The 17,399-nt window shown below is 68.0% G+C and carries 14 protein-coding genes; 3 read left to right on the forward strand and 11 right to left on the reverse strand.

Annotated elements, in window-relative coordinates:
- Positions 1-91: 91 nt before the first annotated feature.
- The 3 genes from E3O48_RS09350 to E3O48_RS09360 form a co-directional block, all read right to left on the reverse strand.
- Entirely contained in the window at positions 92-1,420 is a 1,329-nt protein-coding gene (locus E3O48_RS09350) for a class II 3-deoxy-7-phosphoheptulonate synthase (RefSeq protein WP_134538303.1), read from the reverse strand.
- A gap of 150 nt (positions 1,421-1,570) precedes the next feature.
- Positions 1,571-2,260, reverse strand: a complete 690-nt coding sequence (locus tag E3O48_RS09355) for a 1-acyl-sn-glycerol-3-phosphate acyltransferase (RefSeq protein WP_134508489.1) — start codon at positions 2,258-2,260, stop codon at positions 1,571-1,573.
- Between the two features lie 28 nt (positions 2,261-2,288).
- Positions 2,289-3,236: an ROK family glucokinase gene (locus E3O48_RS09360; protein ID WP_134538305.1), complete on the reverse strand. Its 948-nt coding sequence runs from the start codon at positions 3,234-3,236 to the stop codon at positions 2,289-2,291.
- Between the two features lie 174 nt (positions 3,237-3,410).
- Here E3O48_RS09360 and E3O48_RS09365 point away from each other — a divergent pair, with 174 nt between their 5' ends.
- Positions 3,411-5,243, forward strand: coding sequence for a long-chain fatty acid--CoA ligase (locus E3O48_RS09365; RefSeq protein ID WP_134538307.1), 1,833 nt, complete (start codon positions 3,411-3,413; stop codon positions 5,241-5,243).
- A gap of 55 nt (positions 5,244-5,298) precedes the next feature.
- On the opposite strand, the gene E3O48_RS09370 is transcribed toward E3O48_RS09365, so the two are convergent.
- From E3O48_RS09370 to E3O48_RS09380, 3 genes are all read right to left on the reverse strand, one after another.
- On the reverse strand, positions 5,299-5,790 hold the full coding sequence (locus tag E3O48_RS09370; RefSeq protein WP_134508606.1) for a peptide deformylase: 492 nt from the start codon (positions 5,788-5,790) through the stop codon (positions 5,299-5,301).
- Positions 5,791-5,865: 75 nt separating this feature from the next.
- Positions 5,866-7,155 (reverse strand): MinD/ParA family protein, encoded by a 1,290-nt coding sequence (locus tag E3O48_RS09375; RefSeq protein WP_241982481.1) that lies wholly within the window; start codon positions 7,153-7,155, stop codon positions 5,866-5,868.
- Positions 7,156-7,239: 84 nt separating this feature from the next.
- Positions 7,240-10,644 (reverse strand): pyruvate carboxylase, encoded by a 3,405-nt coding sequence (locus E3O48_RS09380; RefSeq protein WP_134538309.1) that lies wholly within the window; start codon positions 10,642-10,644, stop codon positions 7,240-7,242.
- Between the two features lie 77 nt (positions 10,645-10,721).
- Between E3O48_RS09380 and E3O48_RS09385 the strand changes: the two genes are divergently transcribed.
- Positions 10,722-11,528 carry a ParA family protein gene (locus tag E3O48_RS09385; protein WP_134508497.1) on the forward strand — a complete coding sequence of 269 codons (807 nt, stop codon included), beginning with the start codon at positions 10,722-10,724 and terminating at the stop codon, positions 11,526-11,528.
- A 77-nt stretch (positions 11,529-11,605) separates the two neighbouring features.
- Here E3O48_RS09385 and E3O48_RS09390 read toward each other — a convergent pair whose 3' ends face one another.
- The 5 genes from E3O48_RS09390 to E3O48_RS09410 all read right to left on the reverse strand — a co-directional run bounded on the left by E3O48_RS09390 (position 11,606) and on the right by E3O48_RS09410 (position 15,071).
- Positions 11,606-12,157: a MerR family transcriptional regulator gene (locus tag E3O48_RS09390; RefSeq protein WP_134508499.1), complete on the reverse strand. Its 552-nt coding sequence runs from the start codon at positions 12,155-12,157 to the stop codon at positions 11,606-11,608.
- Positions 12,158-12,331: 174 nt separating this feature from the next.
- A complete protein-coding gene (locus E3O48_RS09395; protein WP_134538311.1) occupies positions 12,332-13,030 on the reverse strand; it encodes a MerR family transcriptional regulator in 699 nt (232 codons plus the stop codon).
- Complete coding sequence (locus E3O48_RS09400) at positions 13,030-13,443, reverse strand: FHA domain-containing protein (protein WP_134508610.1); 414 nt, start codon at positions 13,441-13,443, stop codon at positions 13,030-13,032. The genes E3O48_RS09395 and E3O48_RS09400 overlap by 1 nt, the downstream gene beginning before the upstream one ends.
- Positions 13,444-13,528: 85 nt before the next feature.
- Positions 13,529-14,083 (reverse strand): CDP-alcohol phosphatidyltransferase family protein, encoded by a 555-nt coding sequence (locus E3O48_RS09405; RefSeq protein ID WP_241974727.1) that lies wholly within the window; start codon positions 14,081-14,083, stop codon positions 13,529-13,531.
- A gap of 112 nt (positions 14,084-14,195) precedes the next feature.
- On the reverse strand, positions 14,196-15,071 hold the full coding sequence (locus E3O48_RS09410) for a Ku protein (RefSeq protein ID WP_134538315.1): 876 nt from the start codon (positions 15,069-15,071) through the stop codon (positions 14,196-14,198).
- Positions 15,072-15,272: 201 nt separating this feature from the next.
- On the opposite strand from E3O48_RS09410, the gene E3O48_RS09415 reads away from it, so the two are divergent.
- Positions 15,273-17,201 carry a DUF222 domain-containing protein gene (locus tag E3O48_RS09415; protein ID WP_134538317.1) on the forward strand — a complete coding sequence of 643 codons (1,929 nt, stop codon included), beginning with the start codon at positions 15,273-15,275 and terminating at the stop codon, positions 17,199-17,201.
- Positions 17,202-17,399: the final 198 nt, after the last annotated feature.

Here is a 17,399-nt window from a genome sequence, read left to right on the forward strand (position 1 = left end):
AAAGTACGCCCCCGCATACCCGTCAGAACACGAACTACCAATCATCCCGGGCGCCGCTCAAACATGCCCCCTTGACAAAAACCCCTACATATCAGCGGGCGGCGAGCTCCTCGGCCACCAGGAACGCGAGCTCAAGGGACTGCATGTGGTTGAGCCGCGGGTCGCAGAGCGACTCGTAGCGGGTCGCGAGGTCGGCCTCGTCGATGTGCTCCGAGCCGCCGAGGCACTCGGTGACGTCGTCGCCGGTCAGCTCGACGTGCACGCCGCCCGGGTGGGTTCCGACAGCGCGGTGCGCCTCGAAGAAGCCGCGCACCTCGTCGACCACGTCGTCGAACCGACGGGTCTTGTAGCCGGTCGGGGTGGTGACGCCGTTGCCGTGCATCGGATCGGTGATCCAGAGCGGCTTGGCGTCGCTGGCCTTGATCGCCTCGAGCAGCGGCGGGAGCGCGTCGCGCACCTTGCCGGCGCCCATCCGGGTGATGAAGGTCAGGCGTCCGGGCTCGCGGTTCGGGTCGAGCTTGTCGACCAGGCGCAGCATGTCGTCGGCCGATGTGGTCGGGCCGAGCTTGACCCCGATCGGGTTGCGCACCCGCGAGAGGAAGTCCACGTGCGCCCCGTCGAGTTCCCGGGTGCGTTCGCCGATCCAGATGAAGTGCGCCGAGGTGTTGTACGGCGTGCCGGTGCGGGAGTCGATCCGCGTCATCGGGCGCTCGTAGTCCATCAGCAGCCCCTCATGGCTGGTGTAGAACTCGGTGCGACGCATCGCCTCGAAGTCGGCGCCGCAGGCGATCATGAACTTGATGGCCCGGTCGATCTCCTTGGCCACCTTCTCGTAGCGCTGGTTCGCCGGGTTCGCCGCGAAGCCCTGGTTCCAGCTGTGCACCTGACGCAGGTCGGCGAATCCACCCTGGGTGAACGCGCGGATGAGATTGAGGGTAGATGCCGCGGTGTGGTAGCCCTTGACCAGGCGGGCCGGGTCGGCCTCGCGCGATTCGGGAGTGAAGTCGTAGCCGTTGACGATGTCGCCGCGGTAGGCCGGCAGGGTGACGCCGCCCCGGGTCTCGAAGTCGCTGGAGCGCGGCTTGGCGAACTGGCCGGCCATCCGCCCCATCTTGATCACGGGCATGGACGCGCCATAGGTGAGCACCACGGCCATCTGCAGCACGGTCTTGACCCGGTTGCGAATCTGCTCGGCGGTCGCGCCGCTGAAGGTTTCGGCACAGTCACCGCCCTGCAGCAGGAAAGCCTCACCGTTGGCGGCCTGGGCCAGCCGGTCCCGCAGGATGTCGACCTCGCCCGCGAAGACGAGCGGCGGCTGCGTCGACAGTTCAGCGGATGCCGCGGCCACGGCCTCGGAGTCGGGCCAGGTCGGCTGCTGCTTGATCGGCCGTGTGCGCCAATAGTCCAGGCCAGCGATCACAGATCGATCTGCGACAACGACTGGTTCGGTAGGGTCTACCACTGGGCTAGTCCTGTTTTCTCTTAGGCGGCACGCGGGAAGACTGCCTGCCGGGGCTGGGATTGTGGCCGGTTGGGGCCTCGGAATCTGGGCGAAACCAATGACGCGAGCTTATCGCGAAAGGCTTGCCCGCTTTTCTTTCACGCTGGTGGCGTAGACGTCCACGTACTCCTGGGTGCTCAGCCGCTGCAGTTCGTACATCAGCTCGTCGGTGATCGAACGGAGCACGAACCGGTCGCCCTCCATGCCGTCGAACCGGCTGAAGTCCAGGGGCGTGCCGATGACGACTCCGATCCGGCGCACCTTCGGGATGCGGGTCCCGGTCGGCATGGCCTTCTCGGTGTCGATCATCGCCACCGGGATCACCGGCACGCCGGCCTCGAGCACCATCCGGGCCACCCCGGTGCGCCCGCGGTACATCTTCGCGTCGGGGCTGCGCGTGCCCTCCGGGTAGATGCCGAGCACGCCGCCGCCGGCGAGCACGCGCAGGCCGGTGTTCAGGGAGTCCTCCGACGCCTTGCCGCCCGACCGGTCGATGGGGAGCTGCCCGGTGGCCTTGAAGAACTGGCGCGTGGCCCAGCCCTTGAGACCCTTGCCGGTGAAATACTCGCTCTTGGCCAGGAAGACGACCCGCCGCGACACGACCAGCGGCAGGAACACCGAGTCGATGAAGGACAGGTGGTTGCTGGCGAGGATCACGCCGCCCTCTTTGGGGATGTTCTCCAGCCCGACCACCCAGGGCCGGAAGATACCGAGCACCAGCGGACCGATGACAATGTTCTTCATGAACCAATAAAACATTGGGCTCCCTCCGTTGGACTCCCTGAGCCTACTTCGTGAAAACGTGCTTCCGCGCGAGGTCGGCCGCTCCGACCACGCCGGCATCGTTCACGAGCTGGGCGATGGCGAACTCCGCCTCCGGGTGGTAACCCCGGGCCGGGAGGTTCTCCAGGTAGGCGGCGCGGATCGGATCCAGCAGCAGGTCGCCGGCGTCGGCGACTCCGCCGCCGAAGACGAAGATCTGCGGGTCGAGCACGGCGGCCAGGCTGGCACAGGCCTGGCCGAGCGAACTGCCCAGTTGGCGCAGCGCGGCCAGCGCGCCGTTGTCGCCGTCCTGGATCAACCGGCCGACGTCCTTGCCGGTGAGCTTGCCCTTCCCCTTGCGGGCGGCGGCGAGGCCCTGGCCGATTCCGCCGGCATCCGCCAGTTCGTTGGCGATCCGCAGCAGGGCCCGGCCGGACCCGTACTGCTCGATGCAGCCCTGGGCTCCACAGCCGCAGGAGCGCCCGTTCGGGACGATCCGCAGGTGCCCGAGCTCAGCGGCGCAGCCGAAGCCGCCGCGGAAGAGCCGGTTCTCGGAGATGATCGCGCCGCCGACGCCGGTGCCGATGGTGAGCATGACCATGTCGCTGTACATCTGGCCGGCGCCGAAGCTGAATTCCGCCCAGCCGGCTGCGTTGGCGTCGTTCTCGATCAGGATCGGCATGTCGAGTCGAGCCTCGAGCGTGGCGCGGAGAGGTTCGTGGCGCCAGTTGACGTTCGGGCCGTAGTAGACGACCGACTGGGCTGCGTCGATGAACCCGGCGGCGGCGATTCCGGCGGCGACGACCTCCTCACCTTCGGCGAGGCCGGCGATCATCTCGACGACGGCATCCTCGATGCCGCGCGGGTCGCTGGCCGTGGTGGGGCGGCGATCGGAACGGATGATCGTCCCGAACTCATCGACGAGGGCGGCGGCGATCTTGGTGCCACCGATATCAATCCCAATCGCGTGCACAGCGAACTTCTTTCGTAGGTGTGGCCGGGGGAAATACGCCGCGGGGCGATCAGGGATGCCGGGGCGTCCACTCTAGAGTGTAGTGAACCAGCACCCTGCCAGACGAAACGTCCACGACCGCCGGCCGACGCGGATAGAGTGGGCGCAAACCCGTCCGGTGCCAAAGGAGTTACCGTGAAACAGTTCGACCAGCCCGCAATCGTTCCCGCCGACCCTCAGGCCAACGTCACCGACCTCTTGGCCGCCCGCGTCGCGGCCACGCCTGACTCCGTGCTCTTCTCACTGCCCGTCAATGGTCAGTGGACGCCGGTCACGACCAGTGAGTTCCACCGTCAGGTGGTGGCGCTGGCCAAGGGCCTCGTCGCCAATGGGATCGAACCCGGCGACAAGATCGGCCTGATGTGCAAGACCAGGTATGAGTGGACGCTGATCGACTTCGCCGCGTGGTACGCCGGGGCCGTGCTCGTCCCGGTCTATGAGACCAGCTCCCCCATGCAGATCCAGTGGATCCTCGGCGATTCCGGTGCCACAGCCGTGATCCTCGAAACGGCAGACCACTTCTCCCGCTTCGACGAGGTGCACCCCGACCTGCCGAGCATCCGGACCGTCTGGCAGATCGGCCTGGGCGACCTCGACAAGCTCGCCGCCTCCGGCACCGGTGTCACGGATGCCGAGATCGAGCGCCGCCGCAACCTCGCCGTGGGCGACGACATGGCCACGCTGATCTACACCTCCGGATCGACGGGCCGCCCGAAGGGTTGCGTGCTCACCCACTCCAACTTCGTGGAGACGACCCGCAACGCCTCGGTCGCGCTCAAGGAGGTCCTCGAGGACGAGAATGGAGCGTCCACGCTGCTCTTCATCACGACCGCGCACATCTTCGCCCGGTTCATCGCCGTGCTCTGCGTTCAGGCCGGAGTGCGGGTCGGCCACCAGCCGGATACCCGGCAGCTGCTGCCCGCGCTCGGCACGTTCAAGCCGACGTTCCTGCTGGCCGTCCCTCGCGTCTTCGAGAAGGTCTACAACTCGGCAGAGCAGAAGGCCGAGGCGGCCGGCCGCGGCAAGATCTTCGAGGCGGCGGCGCAGATCGCCGTCGACCACTCGATGCTCGTCGACCAGGGCAAACCGGTTCCGCTGATGACGAAGATCAAGTTCGCCATCTTCGACCGCCTCGTCTACAGCAAGCTGCGCGCCGCGATGGGCGGCAACGTCAAGTACGCCGTGTCAGGATCCGCGCCCCTCGGCGCCCACCTCGGGCACTTCTACCACAGCCTCGGGATCAAGATCCTCGAGGGTTACGGCCTCACCGAGACGACGGCGCCGACCAGCGTCGGGCTCGCGACCAAGTTCAAGATCGGCACCGTCGGCCCACCCCTGCCCGGCGTCTCCGTGCGGATCATGGACGACGGCGAGATCGAGGTGAAGGGCGTCAACGTCTTCAAGGAGTACTGGAAGAACCCCGACGCGACCGCCGCCACGTTCGACGACGGCTGGCTCCGCACGGGTGACATCGGCGACTTCGACAGCGAGGGATTCCTCACCATCACCGGGCGCAAGAAGGAGATCATCGTCACGGCCGGCGGCAAGAACGTCGCCCCGGCCGCCCTCGAAGACCCGATTCGCTCCAATCCGCTGGTCGGGCAGGTCGTCGTGGTCGGTGACCGCAAGCCGTTCATCGCGGCCCTGGTCACGCTCGACCCTGACATGCTCGCGGTCTGGCTGAACAACAACGGCGAGGATGCCGGCATGTCACTGGCCGCGGCGGCCGTGAATCCGACGGTGGTCGCCGAGCTGCAGCGTGCGGTCGACCACGCCAACGATCACGTCTCCCGGGCCGAGTCGATCCGCAAGTTCATCGTGCTCAGCACCGAGCTCACCGAGGAGAACGGCTACCTGACTCCGAAGCTGAGCATCAAGCGGGACGTCATCCTCAAGGATTTCGCCGACGTCATCGAGGGCATGTACGCGGGTTCGCCGATCACCGAGAGCAACCCGCTGCGCGGCTGAGTCGGACGAACCGGTGGCTCAGCGCCGGTAGTTCAGCGGCAGGCAGCCCAACGGCTCAGAACCAGGTGGACTGGCGGATCTCCTTCATGGCGGCCCGCCGGTTCTCCTTGTCGAGCCGGTCGAGGTAAAGCAGACCGTCGAGGTGGTCGGTCTCGTGCTGCAGCGCCTGCGCCATGATGCCGGTCCCGGACAGTTCGACCGGGTTGCCCTCGAGGTCGATGCCGGAGACGCGTGCGAACGGGAATCGGCTGGTGGGGTACCACAGGCCGGGCACCGAGAGGCACCCCTCCTCGACGAGCTCGGGCTCGCCGGTCACCTCGACGACGACCGGGTTGATGATGTAGCCGATCACGCCGTCGACGTTGTAGCTGAAGGCCCGCAGGTTGACGCCGATCTGTGACGCCGCCACGCCGGCCCGGCCGGGGAGGCGCACGCTGTCGACCAGGTCGTCGACGAGGCCCCGCACCCGGGCATCGATGACGCCGATCGGGTCGGAGACGGTCTTGAGTACGGGATCTCCGAATAGTCGGATCTGGCGCTCGGGCACAGGGAAGACTCCAAGTCGGTTCATGCGGCGATTGCCGCGGTGACGGTGGCGCTGGTGCCGGCAGTGCGGGTCAGGTCAGACCGCGCGGTCGGCCGGCAGGCCCTCCACCACGAGGGCAGCGAGGGTTCTGGCCGCCAGCTGGGTGATCGGCTTGAGGTCGTTGTACGAGATCACGCTGCCGGCGGCCAGCTGCGGGTCGTACGGGATACGCACGATCTCCCGCACCCTCGACCGGAAATGCGATTCGATCTCCTCGAGCTTGACCAGGTTGGTGCCCTGCGTCGCCGTGTTGAGGGCGACGATGGCATTGCGCACCAGGTCGCCGTAGCCGTTGGCCTCCAGCCAGGTCAGGGTCTCCGAGGCGAGGCGGGCCTCGTCGACGCTGCCGCCGGAGACGATGACGATCGAGTCCGCGCGCTGCAGGGTGGCGCGCATGACCGAGTGGACGATCCCCGTGCCGCAGTCGGTGAGCATGATCGAGTAGTACCGGGCGGCGAGGTCGGCGACGACGTTGTAGTCGTTCTCATCGAACGCTTCGGACAGGAGCGGGTCGGTGTCGGAGGCGAGAATGTCCAGCCGGGTGGCGTCGCGGGAGACCAGCGCGGAGAAGTCGGTGAAGCCTCCGATCGACGCGGCCTTCGACACCACGTCCCGCACGGTCGACCTGGTCTGCTTGCTGACCCGTTCGGAGAGCGTGCCGCGGTCGGGATTCGCGTCGACGGCGATGATCCGGTCCTCGCGGGCGTCGGCCAGGGCCATGCCGAGCAGCGCGGTGACGGTGGTCTTGCCGACGCCGCCCTTGCGGGTGAGGATCGGCACGAACCGGGTGCCACCTTCGAACTCGCGGCGGATGCGCTCATCCATTGCGTTGTGGGCGCGAACCTTGGCCGAATCGCCGAGGTTCACCAGGTGCAGCGTCGCCGCGTAGACGAAGCTGTTCCAGGTGCCGTGGGGCGGCGGCTTGGTTTTGCGGTTGACCGCGAGCAGACGGTCGGAGGTGAGCATCGACGCCGACTCCGGCGCCGGGCCGTTCTCGGTGCGGAGACGCTCACGACGGGAGTGGGTGGCGGCGGAAGAATCGGCCGCCGGGACGGACAGCGCGGCGACGACGCCCGTCGCCGGGCGGGCGGCGCGGGCGACGCCCGGCGTGCTGATCTCGACCGTGTGCGTGGCCGGGTGCGCGGCCGAATCCGCCGCCCGGGGGCCGCCGGAGCGACCCGGACGGGTGCCGGTTACCGGCCGGGCGGACAACGACGCATCCGCTCGCCCGTTCAGGTTGCCCGGAAGGGCGGCCGCCAGGTTCTGGATGGTGTGCGGCGGCAGTTCGCTGTTGTACTCGTCGCCGGGAACGGTGCCAGGCGACATGGAGGGTTCCTGACCGGAATCCTCGTTGCCTGTGCGCTTATCTGACAAAAGACCCGTCCCTTCGTCGATAGATCGGCCCCAATCCTAGCGCGGTCGCACCACCACGAGCAGATCGCCCGCATCCACCTGCTGGGTTTTGGGGATCGCGACCCGGTCCACGACGCCGCTGATGGGAGACGTGATCGCCGCTTCCATCTTCATCGCTTCGATCGACGCCACGCTCTGACCGGCCTCGATGGTGTCACCCTCCTCGACCTGCAGGGTGACCACCCCGGAGAACGGGGCTGCAACCTGGCCGGGCCGGTTCGCATCCGCCTTCTCCGCCGCCTTGGTGCTGACGGTGATGCTGCGGTCGCGCACGAAGACCGGGCGGAGCTGCCCGTTGAGCGTGGTCATGACGGTGCGCATGCCCTTGTCGTCCGCCTCGCTGATGGCTTCGAGGCCCACGTACAGCCGCACGCCCCTCGCGATCTCGACGGCGTGCTCGGTGCCCTGCTGGAGGCCGTTGAGGTAGTCGACGGTGTCGAGCACCGACAGGTCCCCGAACAGCTCGCGGATCTGCTCGTACTGGCGGGTCGGCGCCGGGAAGAGCAGCTGGTTGAGCATCGCCCGGCGGGTGAGGCTGTCCTTGTCGAGCGCGCCCCGCTCGTCGGCGGTGAGTTCGGTGACGCCGATGCGGATGTTGCGCCCGGCGAGCACCTTGCTGCGGAACGGTTCGGGCCAGCCGCCGGGCAGGTCGCCCAGTTCCCCGGCCATGAAGCCGATCACGGAGTCCGGCACGTCGTAGTTGCCCGGGTTCTCGGCGAAGTCGGCCGGGTCGGCGCGCACCGCGGCGAGGTAGAGGGCGAGGTCGCCGACCACCTTCGACGACGGAGTGACCTTCGGCACACGGCCGAGGATGTTGTTCGCCGCGGCGTACATGTCCTCGATCAGTTCGAAGTCGTCCGCCAGGCCGAGCGCGACCGCCTGGGTGCGCAGGTTGGAGAGCTGGCCGCCCGGGATCTCGTGGGTGTAGACCCGGCCGGTCGGCGCGCGGAGGCCCGATTCGAAGGGGTGGTAAACCCGGCGCACATCCTCCCAGTACGGCTCGAGGTCGCAGACGGCCTTGAGCGAGATGCCCGTGTCGCGTTCGGTGTGGGCGAGGGCGGCGACGAGCGAGGAGGCGGACGGCTGGCTGGTGGTGCCGGCCATCGGAGCGCTGGCGACGTCGACCGCGTCGGCGCCGGCACGTGCCGCGGCGAGCAGGGTGGCCAGCTGGCCGCCCGGCGTGTCGTGCGTGTGCACATGCACCGGCAGGTCGAACCGCTCGCGAAGGGCGCCGACGAGCTTTTCGGCGGCCGCGGGGCGGAGGAGCCCGGCCATGTCCTTGATCGCGAGGATGTGCGCGCCGGACTCGACGATCTGTTCGGCGAGCCGCAGGTAGTAGTCCAGGGTGTACAGGGGTTCGGCAGGGTCGAGCAGGTCGCCCGTGTAGCAGAGAGCCACTTCGGCCACGCTGGTGCCGGTCGCGAGCACGGCGTCGATCGCCGGGCGCATCTGGGACACGTCGTTGAGGGCGTCGAAGATGCGGAAGATGTCGACGCCGGTGTCGGCGGCTTCACGCACGAAGGCGTGGGTCACCTCGACCGGGTACGGCGTGTAGCCGACGGTGTTGCGGCCGCGGAGCAGCATCTGCACGTTGATGTTCGGCAGGGCCTCGCGCAGCGACGCGAGGCGTTCCCACGGGTCCTCGCCGAGGAAGCGCAGGGCCACGTCGTAGGTGGCTCCACCCCAGGCCTCGATCGAGAGCAGCTCCGGGGTCATCCGTGCCACGTAGGGGGCGACCGCGACGAGGTCGCGGGTGCGCACCCGCGTCGCCAGCAGCGACTGGTGCGCGTCGCGGAAGGTCGTGTCCGTCACGGCGAGGGCCTTCTGCGCGCGCAGGTCGGCGGCGAAGCCCGTCGGACCGAGCAGCTGGAGGCGCTGGCGTGAGCCGGCCGGGGCCGCAATGGACAGGTCGAGCTTGGGCAGCTTCTCGGCCGGGTTCAGCAGGGTGATCGGCACGCCGTTGGGCTTGTTGACCGTGACGTCGGCCAGCCAGTTCAGGATCTTCGTGCCGCGGTCCTTCGAAGCCCGGCCGCGGAGCAGTTCCGGTCGCTCGTCGATGAAGGAGGTGCTCAGGTTGCCGGCGGCGAAGTCGGGGTCGTCGAGAACCGCCTGCAGGAAGGAGATGTTCGTCGACACTCCGCGGATGCGGAACTCGGCCAGGGCGCGCTTGGACCGGGTCACGGCGGAGGAGAAGTCACGGCCGCGGCAGGTGAGCTTGGCGAGCATCGAGTCGAAGTGCGGGCTGATCTGGGCGCCGGGGTTGATGGTTCCGCCGTCGAGGCGCACACCGGCGCCGCCGGGCGAGCGGTAGGTGGTGATCTTGCCGGTGTCCGGCCGGAATCCCATGGTGGGGTCTTCCGTCGTGATCCGGCACTGCAGCGCTGCGCCGCGAAGCTGGATCTTGTCCTGGGTCAGGCCGAGGTCGGCAAGGGTCTCCCCCGCGGCGATACGGATCTGGGCGACGACCAGGTCGACATCCGTCACCTCCTCGGTGACGGTGTGCTCGACCTGGATTCGCGGGTTCATCTCGATGAACACGTGCTGGCCGGCCCGTTCGCCGACGGTGTCGAGAAGGAACTCGACCGTTCCCGCGTTGACATAGCCGATCGACTTGGCGAAGGCGACCGCGTCCGCGTAGAGGCGCTGGCGGATCTCGTCGGAGAGGTTCGGCGCAGGGGCGATCTCGATGACCTTCTGGTGGCGGCGCTGCACCGAGCAGTCGCGTTCGAACAGGTGCACGGTGGCGCCGGTCGTGTCGGCGAGGATCTGCACCTCGATGTGGCGGGGCCGCAGCACCGCCTGCTCGAGGAACATGGTCGGGTCGCCGAAGGCGCTGTTGGCCTCCCGCATCGCCTCCTCGAGGGAGCCGCGGAGCTCGCTCATCTTGGCGACCCGGCGCATGCCGCGCCCGCCGCCGCCGGCGACGGCCTTGGCGAAGATGGGGAAGCCGATTTCCTCCGCCGCGGCGATGAGCTCGTCGACGTCGCGGGACGGCGCACTGGACCCCAGGACCGGCACGCCGGCAGCGATCGCGTGCTCCTTGGCGGTGACCTTGTTGCCGGCCATCTCGAGCACCTGCTCGCCCGGGCCGATGAAGGTGATGCCGGCTTCACGGGCGGCGCGGGCCAGTTCGGGGTTCTCGGAGAGGAACCCGTAGCCGGGGTAGATGGCGTCGGCGCCGCACTCCTTGGCCACCCGGATGATCTCGCTCACGGTGAGGTACGCCCGCACCGGATGCCCGGGCTCGCCGATCTGGTACGCCTCGTCGGCCTTCAGCCGGTGGAGAGAGTTGCGGTCTTCGAACGGGAACACGGCCACCGTTTTGGCGCCGAGCTCATACGCCGCACGAAACGCACGAATCGCGATTTCTCCGCGGTTGGCAACAAGAATTTTCGTGAACATGCAGACCTTTCGAGCGTGGAGCCGCACACAGCTGACGGTTAGGTTCTCCCAGACTAGTGAAGGTAACGTATCTACTTGTGCACGTACTAAGCGTTAGCTCCCTCAAGGGAGGAGTAGGCAAGACCACGGTGACCCTTGGTCTGGCGTCTGCTGCCTTCGCCCGCGGCGTACGAACCCTGGTTGTGGACATTGATCCCCAGTCGGATGTCTCGACCGGCATGGACATCGAGGTGACCGGCCACCTGAACATCGCCGACGTCCTCGCGTCGCCCAAGGAGAAGGTCGTTCGCGCGGCCATTGTGCCGAGCGGGTGGACCCGCGGCCGTCAGGGCACCATCGACGTGATGATCGGCAGCCCGTCCGCGATCAATTTCGACGGGCCGCACCCCAGCATCCGTGACATCTGGAAGCTGGAAGAGGCGCTGTCCACGGTCGAGAAGGACTACGACCTCGTCCTCATCGACTGCGCCCCCTCCCTCAACGCACTGACCCGCACCGCCTGGGCGGCCAGCGACCGCGTCGCCGTGGTCACCGAGCCCGGCTTGTTCTCCGTCGCGGCGGCTGACCGCGCCCTGCGGGCGATCGAAGAGATCCGGCGTGGCCTGAGTCCTCGCCTCCAGCCTCTCGGCATCATCGTCAACCGGGCCAGGACGGCCTCACTCGAGCACCAGTTCCGGATCAAGGAACTCCGCGACATGTTCGGTCCGCTCGTGCTCAGCCCCCAGCTTCCCGAGCGCACATCGCTCCAGCAGGCGCAGGGCGCCGCGAAGCCGCTGCACACCTGGCCGGGTGACAGCGCCCAGGAGATGGCCCGCTACTTCGACCAGCTGCTCGAGCGGGTGCTGCGCACGGCGCGCATCGGCGAATACGCCGAACAGCACTGACACCCCGGACAGCAAAAACCGCCCGGCGGCGGTGCCAGGCGGCGGGACGTGCGGGTGAAGGCGCAGTGCGGAAAGGGTCAGGAGACCTTGCGGCTGGTCCTGCGGGCGGCGAGCTCGTCGGACGGGTCGATGGTCTGGGTGTCCAGTTCGACGAGACTGGTCTCGACCTCACGAAGCACCTTGCCGACGGCGATGCCGAAGACACCCTGGCCGCGGCTGACGAGATCGATGACCTCGTCGTTCGAGGTGCACAGGTAGACGCTCGCGCCGTCGCTCATCAGCGTGGTCTGGGCCAGGTCGCTGACGCCGGATTCGCGCAACTGGTTGACGGCGGTGCGGATCTGCTGCAGGGAGATGCCGGTGTCGAGCAGTCGTTTGACGAGTTTGAGAACCAGGATGTCCCGGAAGCCGTAGAGGCGCTGGGAACCCGATCCGGCGGCGCCACGCACCGTCGGCTGGACGAGTTCGGTGCGGGCCCAGTAGTCGAGCTGGCGATAGCTGATGCCGGCGGCCCTGGCTGCCACGGCGCCACGGTAACCGGAATGTTCGTCGAGTTCCGGCATCCCGTCGGTGAAGAGGAGACCGAGTCCGTAACGGGAGGCGTCGTCTCGTTGGTTGAGCTCACTCATACGATCGCCTCTCGGGGGTGTCTGCGATGCCGATGATCGCTGTGTCAACGCTACCGAGGCGAACCGCCCTGATCAATGACATCCGCTCGACCAAAATCGGCGTGTCGGATGCAAGGAAGACTCGGGTCGATCGCGGCGGCACTCTTCGAGCGGCGTCGGTCTCCAGTGTATGGCTTATTTAGTGAGACGCCCCAGCGCGGAGCGGATCAGACTCCCGCGAATCACCTCGAGCTGGCCGGCGATTTCGACCGCCATCTCGGCGGCCTTCGCCCGGCTGGAGGCGTCCTTCCGGCGCGACAGCGGCACCAGGGCGCTTTCGATTAGGCCGAGTTCCCGCTCGGCGGCTCCGCGGAAACCGCGGAGGTGCCTCGGTTCGATGCCGCTGCGCTGCAGTTCCACGAGGGCACGCAGCACACCGAGCGCGTCCTCCCCGTAGACGTCGGCCGGGAGGATGATCGAGGCGGAGACGGCATCGTGCAGGAGCGTGGCGGCGGCCCCCGCTTCGCGCAGGAGTTCGTCCCTGCTCAGCCGGCGCACGTTGGACAGCATCGAGGGGCCGGGGGTCACTCCGCCGGGCAGGGTGGGGGTGAGACCGTTGTCGATGTCTTCCAGGTAGCCGCGAATGACCTTCAACGGAAGGTAATGATCACGCTGCATCAACAGGATCAAACGCAGCCGGTCGAGGTCCCCCGCGCAGAACTTGCGGTAACCGGATTCGGTCCGTGCCGGGGAGACGAGTTTCTGTTCCTCGAGGAAACGCAGCTTGGATGGCGTGAGTTCGGGGAACTCAGGGGTCAGCCGGGCCAGCACCTGTCCGATGCTCAAGAGTGACGTCGCGCCCGGCTGCCGTGCCTGGGCAGAGGACGCGGGCACTAGTCGCTCGCCAGTGGCGAAAGGTCGAGCCGCGAGGCGTAGAACGTCAGCCGGAACTTGCCGACCTGGACCTCGGCGCCGTCGTGCAGCTGGGCCGAATCGATCCGGACACCGTCGAAGTAGGTGCCGTTGAGCGAAACGAGGTCTTTCACCTCGAACGTGCGGCCGTGGCGGAGGAACTCGGCGTGCCGCCGTGAGACAGTGACATCGTCAAGGAAGATGTCCGCATTGGGGTGACGGCCGACAGTGGTGACGTCGGCGTCCAGCAGGAAGCGCGCCCCCGAATTCGGTCCACGACGCACGACGAGCAGTGCCGACCCCGAGGGGAGGGCCGCGATGGCCTCCTGTTCCTCCGTCGTGACGTCGCCGTCGAGGGCGGCCAACTGCGCCGCGAACTCCTGGCTGAACGTCATCGTCGTGTCGGTGTTGGCGAAGTTTTCGGGCGTGCCCTTGCGCTGGGGTTCATTCGTCTTTTTGGAATCAATCACCGTACACCTCCTACTGGTCCAGCGTATCGGATTGAGCGGACGATTTTACCCGCGAAAGCCGAATCACCCTGGCGGCTTCAATTGCGTAGATTATGCCCGCCCACCAGTAAAGAAAGGCTCCCCAGATCCCGAATGCCCAGCCCACCGGACCAGACCACCAGGCCAGCATCGGGAAGGCCTGGCCGAGCATGATCATGGGCAGCGCGTAGAACAGGCAGAAGGTGGCGAGTTTGCCGAGCTGATGCACGGGAAGCGGCCCGAAACCGAAGTTGGCCAGGACGACGCCGAGGCCGAGGAGAAAGACATCCCGGCCGACGACGACGAGCACGATCCACCAGGGAACCAGTCCGCGGGAGGCGAGCCCGAGCAGCGCCGCGAAGATGTACAGGCGATCGGCGGCCGGGTCGAGCAGTTGACCGAGCCTGGTGACCTGGTCGAACCGCCTGGCGAGGAACCCGTCGAGGAAGTCGGAGGCTGAAGCCACGACGAGCACGAGCAACGCCCAGGAATCCTCGCCGCGGATCAACAGGACGAGGAAGACGGGAACCAGGGCCAGCCGCAGCATGCTGAGGAGATTGGGCAGCGTGGCCACCCTCGAACTTGCCTGTCGTTCCTCTGCCCCGCTCACAATTCCCGAGTCTACCGAGGCGCTCCCCGCAGCGGAGCGCGGCATCCCGTCAACCCGCCGATGCGCCGGTGCGGGGCTCCGCGTCGCCTCTCCCCGGCCGCGCACGGCTGGCCGTTTCGGACTTGGCACGGCTGCGCTCGACGCTTCGCCGGAGGGCCTCCATCAGGTCGAGCACTTCCCCGCCGCCTTCCGCGCCCTGCTCGCCCTCTCCGGACAAGCGGCCGAAGGTGACGCTGGTGTCGACCGTGTCGCCGGCCGCGAGCTTCGCCTCGATCAGCTCCCGTAGCTGGTCCTGGAAGTCGTCCCGGAAGTCTCCAGGCGAGAAGTCGGAGGCGAATGATTCGACCAGTGCCGCCGACAGGTCCAATTCCTGGGCCGAAATGCGCACCTCCGCGTCGAGGGCGGGGAAATCCGCCACCCGGATCTCGTCCGCCCAGAGCAGGGACTGCAGCAGCAGCACATCGCCGCGCACGCGGAGCGCCCCGAGCCGGGTCTTCTGGCGCAGGGCGAATCGCACGATCGCGGTGCGGTCCGTCGCCTGCAAAGCGTGCCGCAGCAGCACATACGCCTTCGGCGATGAACCGTCCGGTTCGAGGTAATAGCTGCGCTCGTAGGTCATCGGGTCGAGTTGTTCGCTCGGCACGAACTCGACCACGTCGATCTCACGGCTCCGCTCGGCCGGCAGGGAAGCCAGGTCGGCGTCGGTGAGGATCACCGTGCGGTCACCATCGTCCCAGGCCTTGTCGATGTGGGCATAGTCCACGACCTGCCCGCAGATTTCGCAGCGGCGCTGGTAACGGATGCGCCCGCCGTCCTTGTCGTGCACCTGGTGCAGTGCGACATCGTGGTCCTCGGTGGCGCTGTAGACCTTGACGGGCACATTGACGAGTCCGAAGGTGATCGCGCCCTTCCAAATCGATCTCATGCCCCCAGTGAACACCGGTTGCCCGCGCCAGGCTAGCGGCCTGGCCCGCCGAGGCAGCCGAGTCGGCCCAGCGGCCCGCAGGGCGACCGAGCGGCTCCGGTGGTCGGGCCTGTCGGGACCCGTGAATGAATCTTCGAATAAGTTATCCACAAGTAGTGACCAACACTCACATTTGTGTTCGTGTTTTGGTATCTTCGTGGCATGGACTCACCGGCAGAGCAATGCAGACAGGCAGCGGATGCCGTCGCCCGCCTGGGCTGCTCCAGCGCCGACTACGAGGCCCTGACGGATGCCGCGGCGCTGGCCGGTCAAAAAGACATCGCCACCGCACGCCGGTTGCTGGAGACCCGGGCCGCGTGGATGGCCGCGACCATCGCCGACCGGTCCCGCCCGGAGTTGGGCCACTCGGGCCTGGCCGCGCAGCAGGGGTTCCTCTCCCCGGAGGCGATGATCCAGAAGGTCACCGGCGCAAGCAAGAACGAAGCATTCAAGCTCGTCGCCGTCGGCACGATGCTCGCCCAGGCCGAGGCCGCCGACCGGCAGGCCGCAGACGGCCTCGAGTCGCCCGGTGTTGACGGGACCGGTGCGGGCGGGACCGGCGCTGACGGGACCGGCGCTGACGGGACCGGCGCTGGCGGGACCGGTGTCGATGGGGGTGCGGGCGGCGACTCGGGCGGCCCGGGTAGTTTCCCGCCCGATCCGGCCGGTGCCGGGTCGTGGCAGGCGCCGATCGCTCGCGCCGTGACCGCCGGGACCCTCTCCGTCGACGCCGCCGAGTCGATTCGGAAGGGCCTGGGCGATATCGATACCGCCGTCACCGCCGACAGACTCGGCACCGCCCTCAGCCGGCTGCTCGCCGAAGCCGGTCAGTTGAACGCGGACCAATGCTTCACCCGCGCCCGAAGGATGCGCGACGACCTCGATCAGGCCGGCATCGCCGCGAGGGAGAAGCAGGCCCACGACGACCGGTTCCTCAAGGTTTACCGCCTCGCCGACGGCAAGGTCCGCCTGCACGGGCTCTTCGCCCCCGAGGATGGCGAGTTCGTGCTCTCCACCTACGACTCGATCACCAGCCCCAGACGCGGCGGGGTGCGCTTCGTGGACAAGAAACGCAAAGCCTGGGCCAAGGCCGTCCAGGACGACCCCCGCAGCACCGCGCAGATCGCCGCGGACTCGTTCGTGCAACTACTCAAGATTGCCGGCGAAGTCGACCCCGGCCAGATGCTCGGCGGCCGCCGCCCCGCCGTGCGCATCATCGTCACCCAAAAAGACCTCACCAACGCCGCCCACACTAACACCGGCACCGGCGCCAACACCGGCACCAACACCGGCACCGGCGGCGCGTCGGACGGACAGGCCGGCACATCCCCCTCAACACCAGTTACACCATGGAAACGCGGCGCCACCGGAGCACCTGAAACGCCGGGAGCGCCGGGAGCGCCGGAGACATCAGATGCCCGGCCAATTCGGGCGGTCAGACCTGACACGGCCGCTCTCTTCAACCAGCGCAGCCAACCCGAGGGTCCCAGCGAGCCCGACCTGTCCGGCCAGCCCGCCGAGACCGGTCACTCGGGCCAACCGAGCCAGACCCGCCCGTCCAGCCAACCCAGCCAGCCCGTTCAGCCGGGACAACCGGGGACGGCCGTGGTCCTCGCGACCGGGCACGGGTCCATCGAGGGCAGTCCCGCTCCAATCTCCCTCGCCACCGTCGAACGGCAACTCTGCGACACCGGCTACCTCGGAATCCTCTTCGACAACACGGGTCAACCTATCGACGTCGGCAGGGAACAACGTCTCTTCACCCCGGCCCAACGCACCGCCATGGGCGCCCGCGACGGCGGCTGCGTCTGGCCCGAGTGCGACCGGCCACCCGCCTGGACCGAAGCCCACCACCTCAAAGAGTGGCTCCTCGAACACGGCTACACCGACCTCGCCGACGGAGTCTGCCTCTGCCACCCCCACCACCTGCTCCTCCACAACACGGGCTGGACCATACTCCGGGGCGGGGACCAGTACTGGCTGAAGCCGCCGGTCTCGGTCGACCCGAAACAGATGCTCATCCCCCTCCCCAGCAAGACCCACCGCCAACTCGACCGGGGCACGCCAACCCGGAACCGGGACACCGACTGACCGGCAACTCGTCCCGGGCACGCCGACCCGGGACGGGGACGCGGACGGACCGGCCGCGTCACCGGGTCCCCGACCGGCAGCGCCGCCGGCGAGTGAGGTCGCCGAGATCATGGCATCGGGCCCTGGCTGGCTCGACCACTGCAAGCTCCCGGCCCTCGGCAGGCACAACCACCGCAAGTTCCCGGCCCTCGGCGGACT

This window comes from Cryobacterium sp. HLT2-28 (assembly GCF_004402495.1).
Taxonomy (GTDB): domain Bacteria; phylum Actinomycetota; class Actinomycetes; order Actinomycetales; family Microbacteriaceae; genus Cryobacterium; species Cryobacterium mannosilyticum.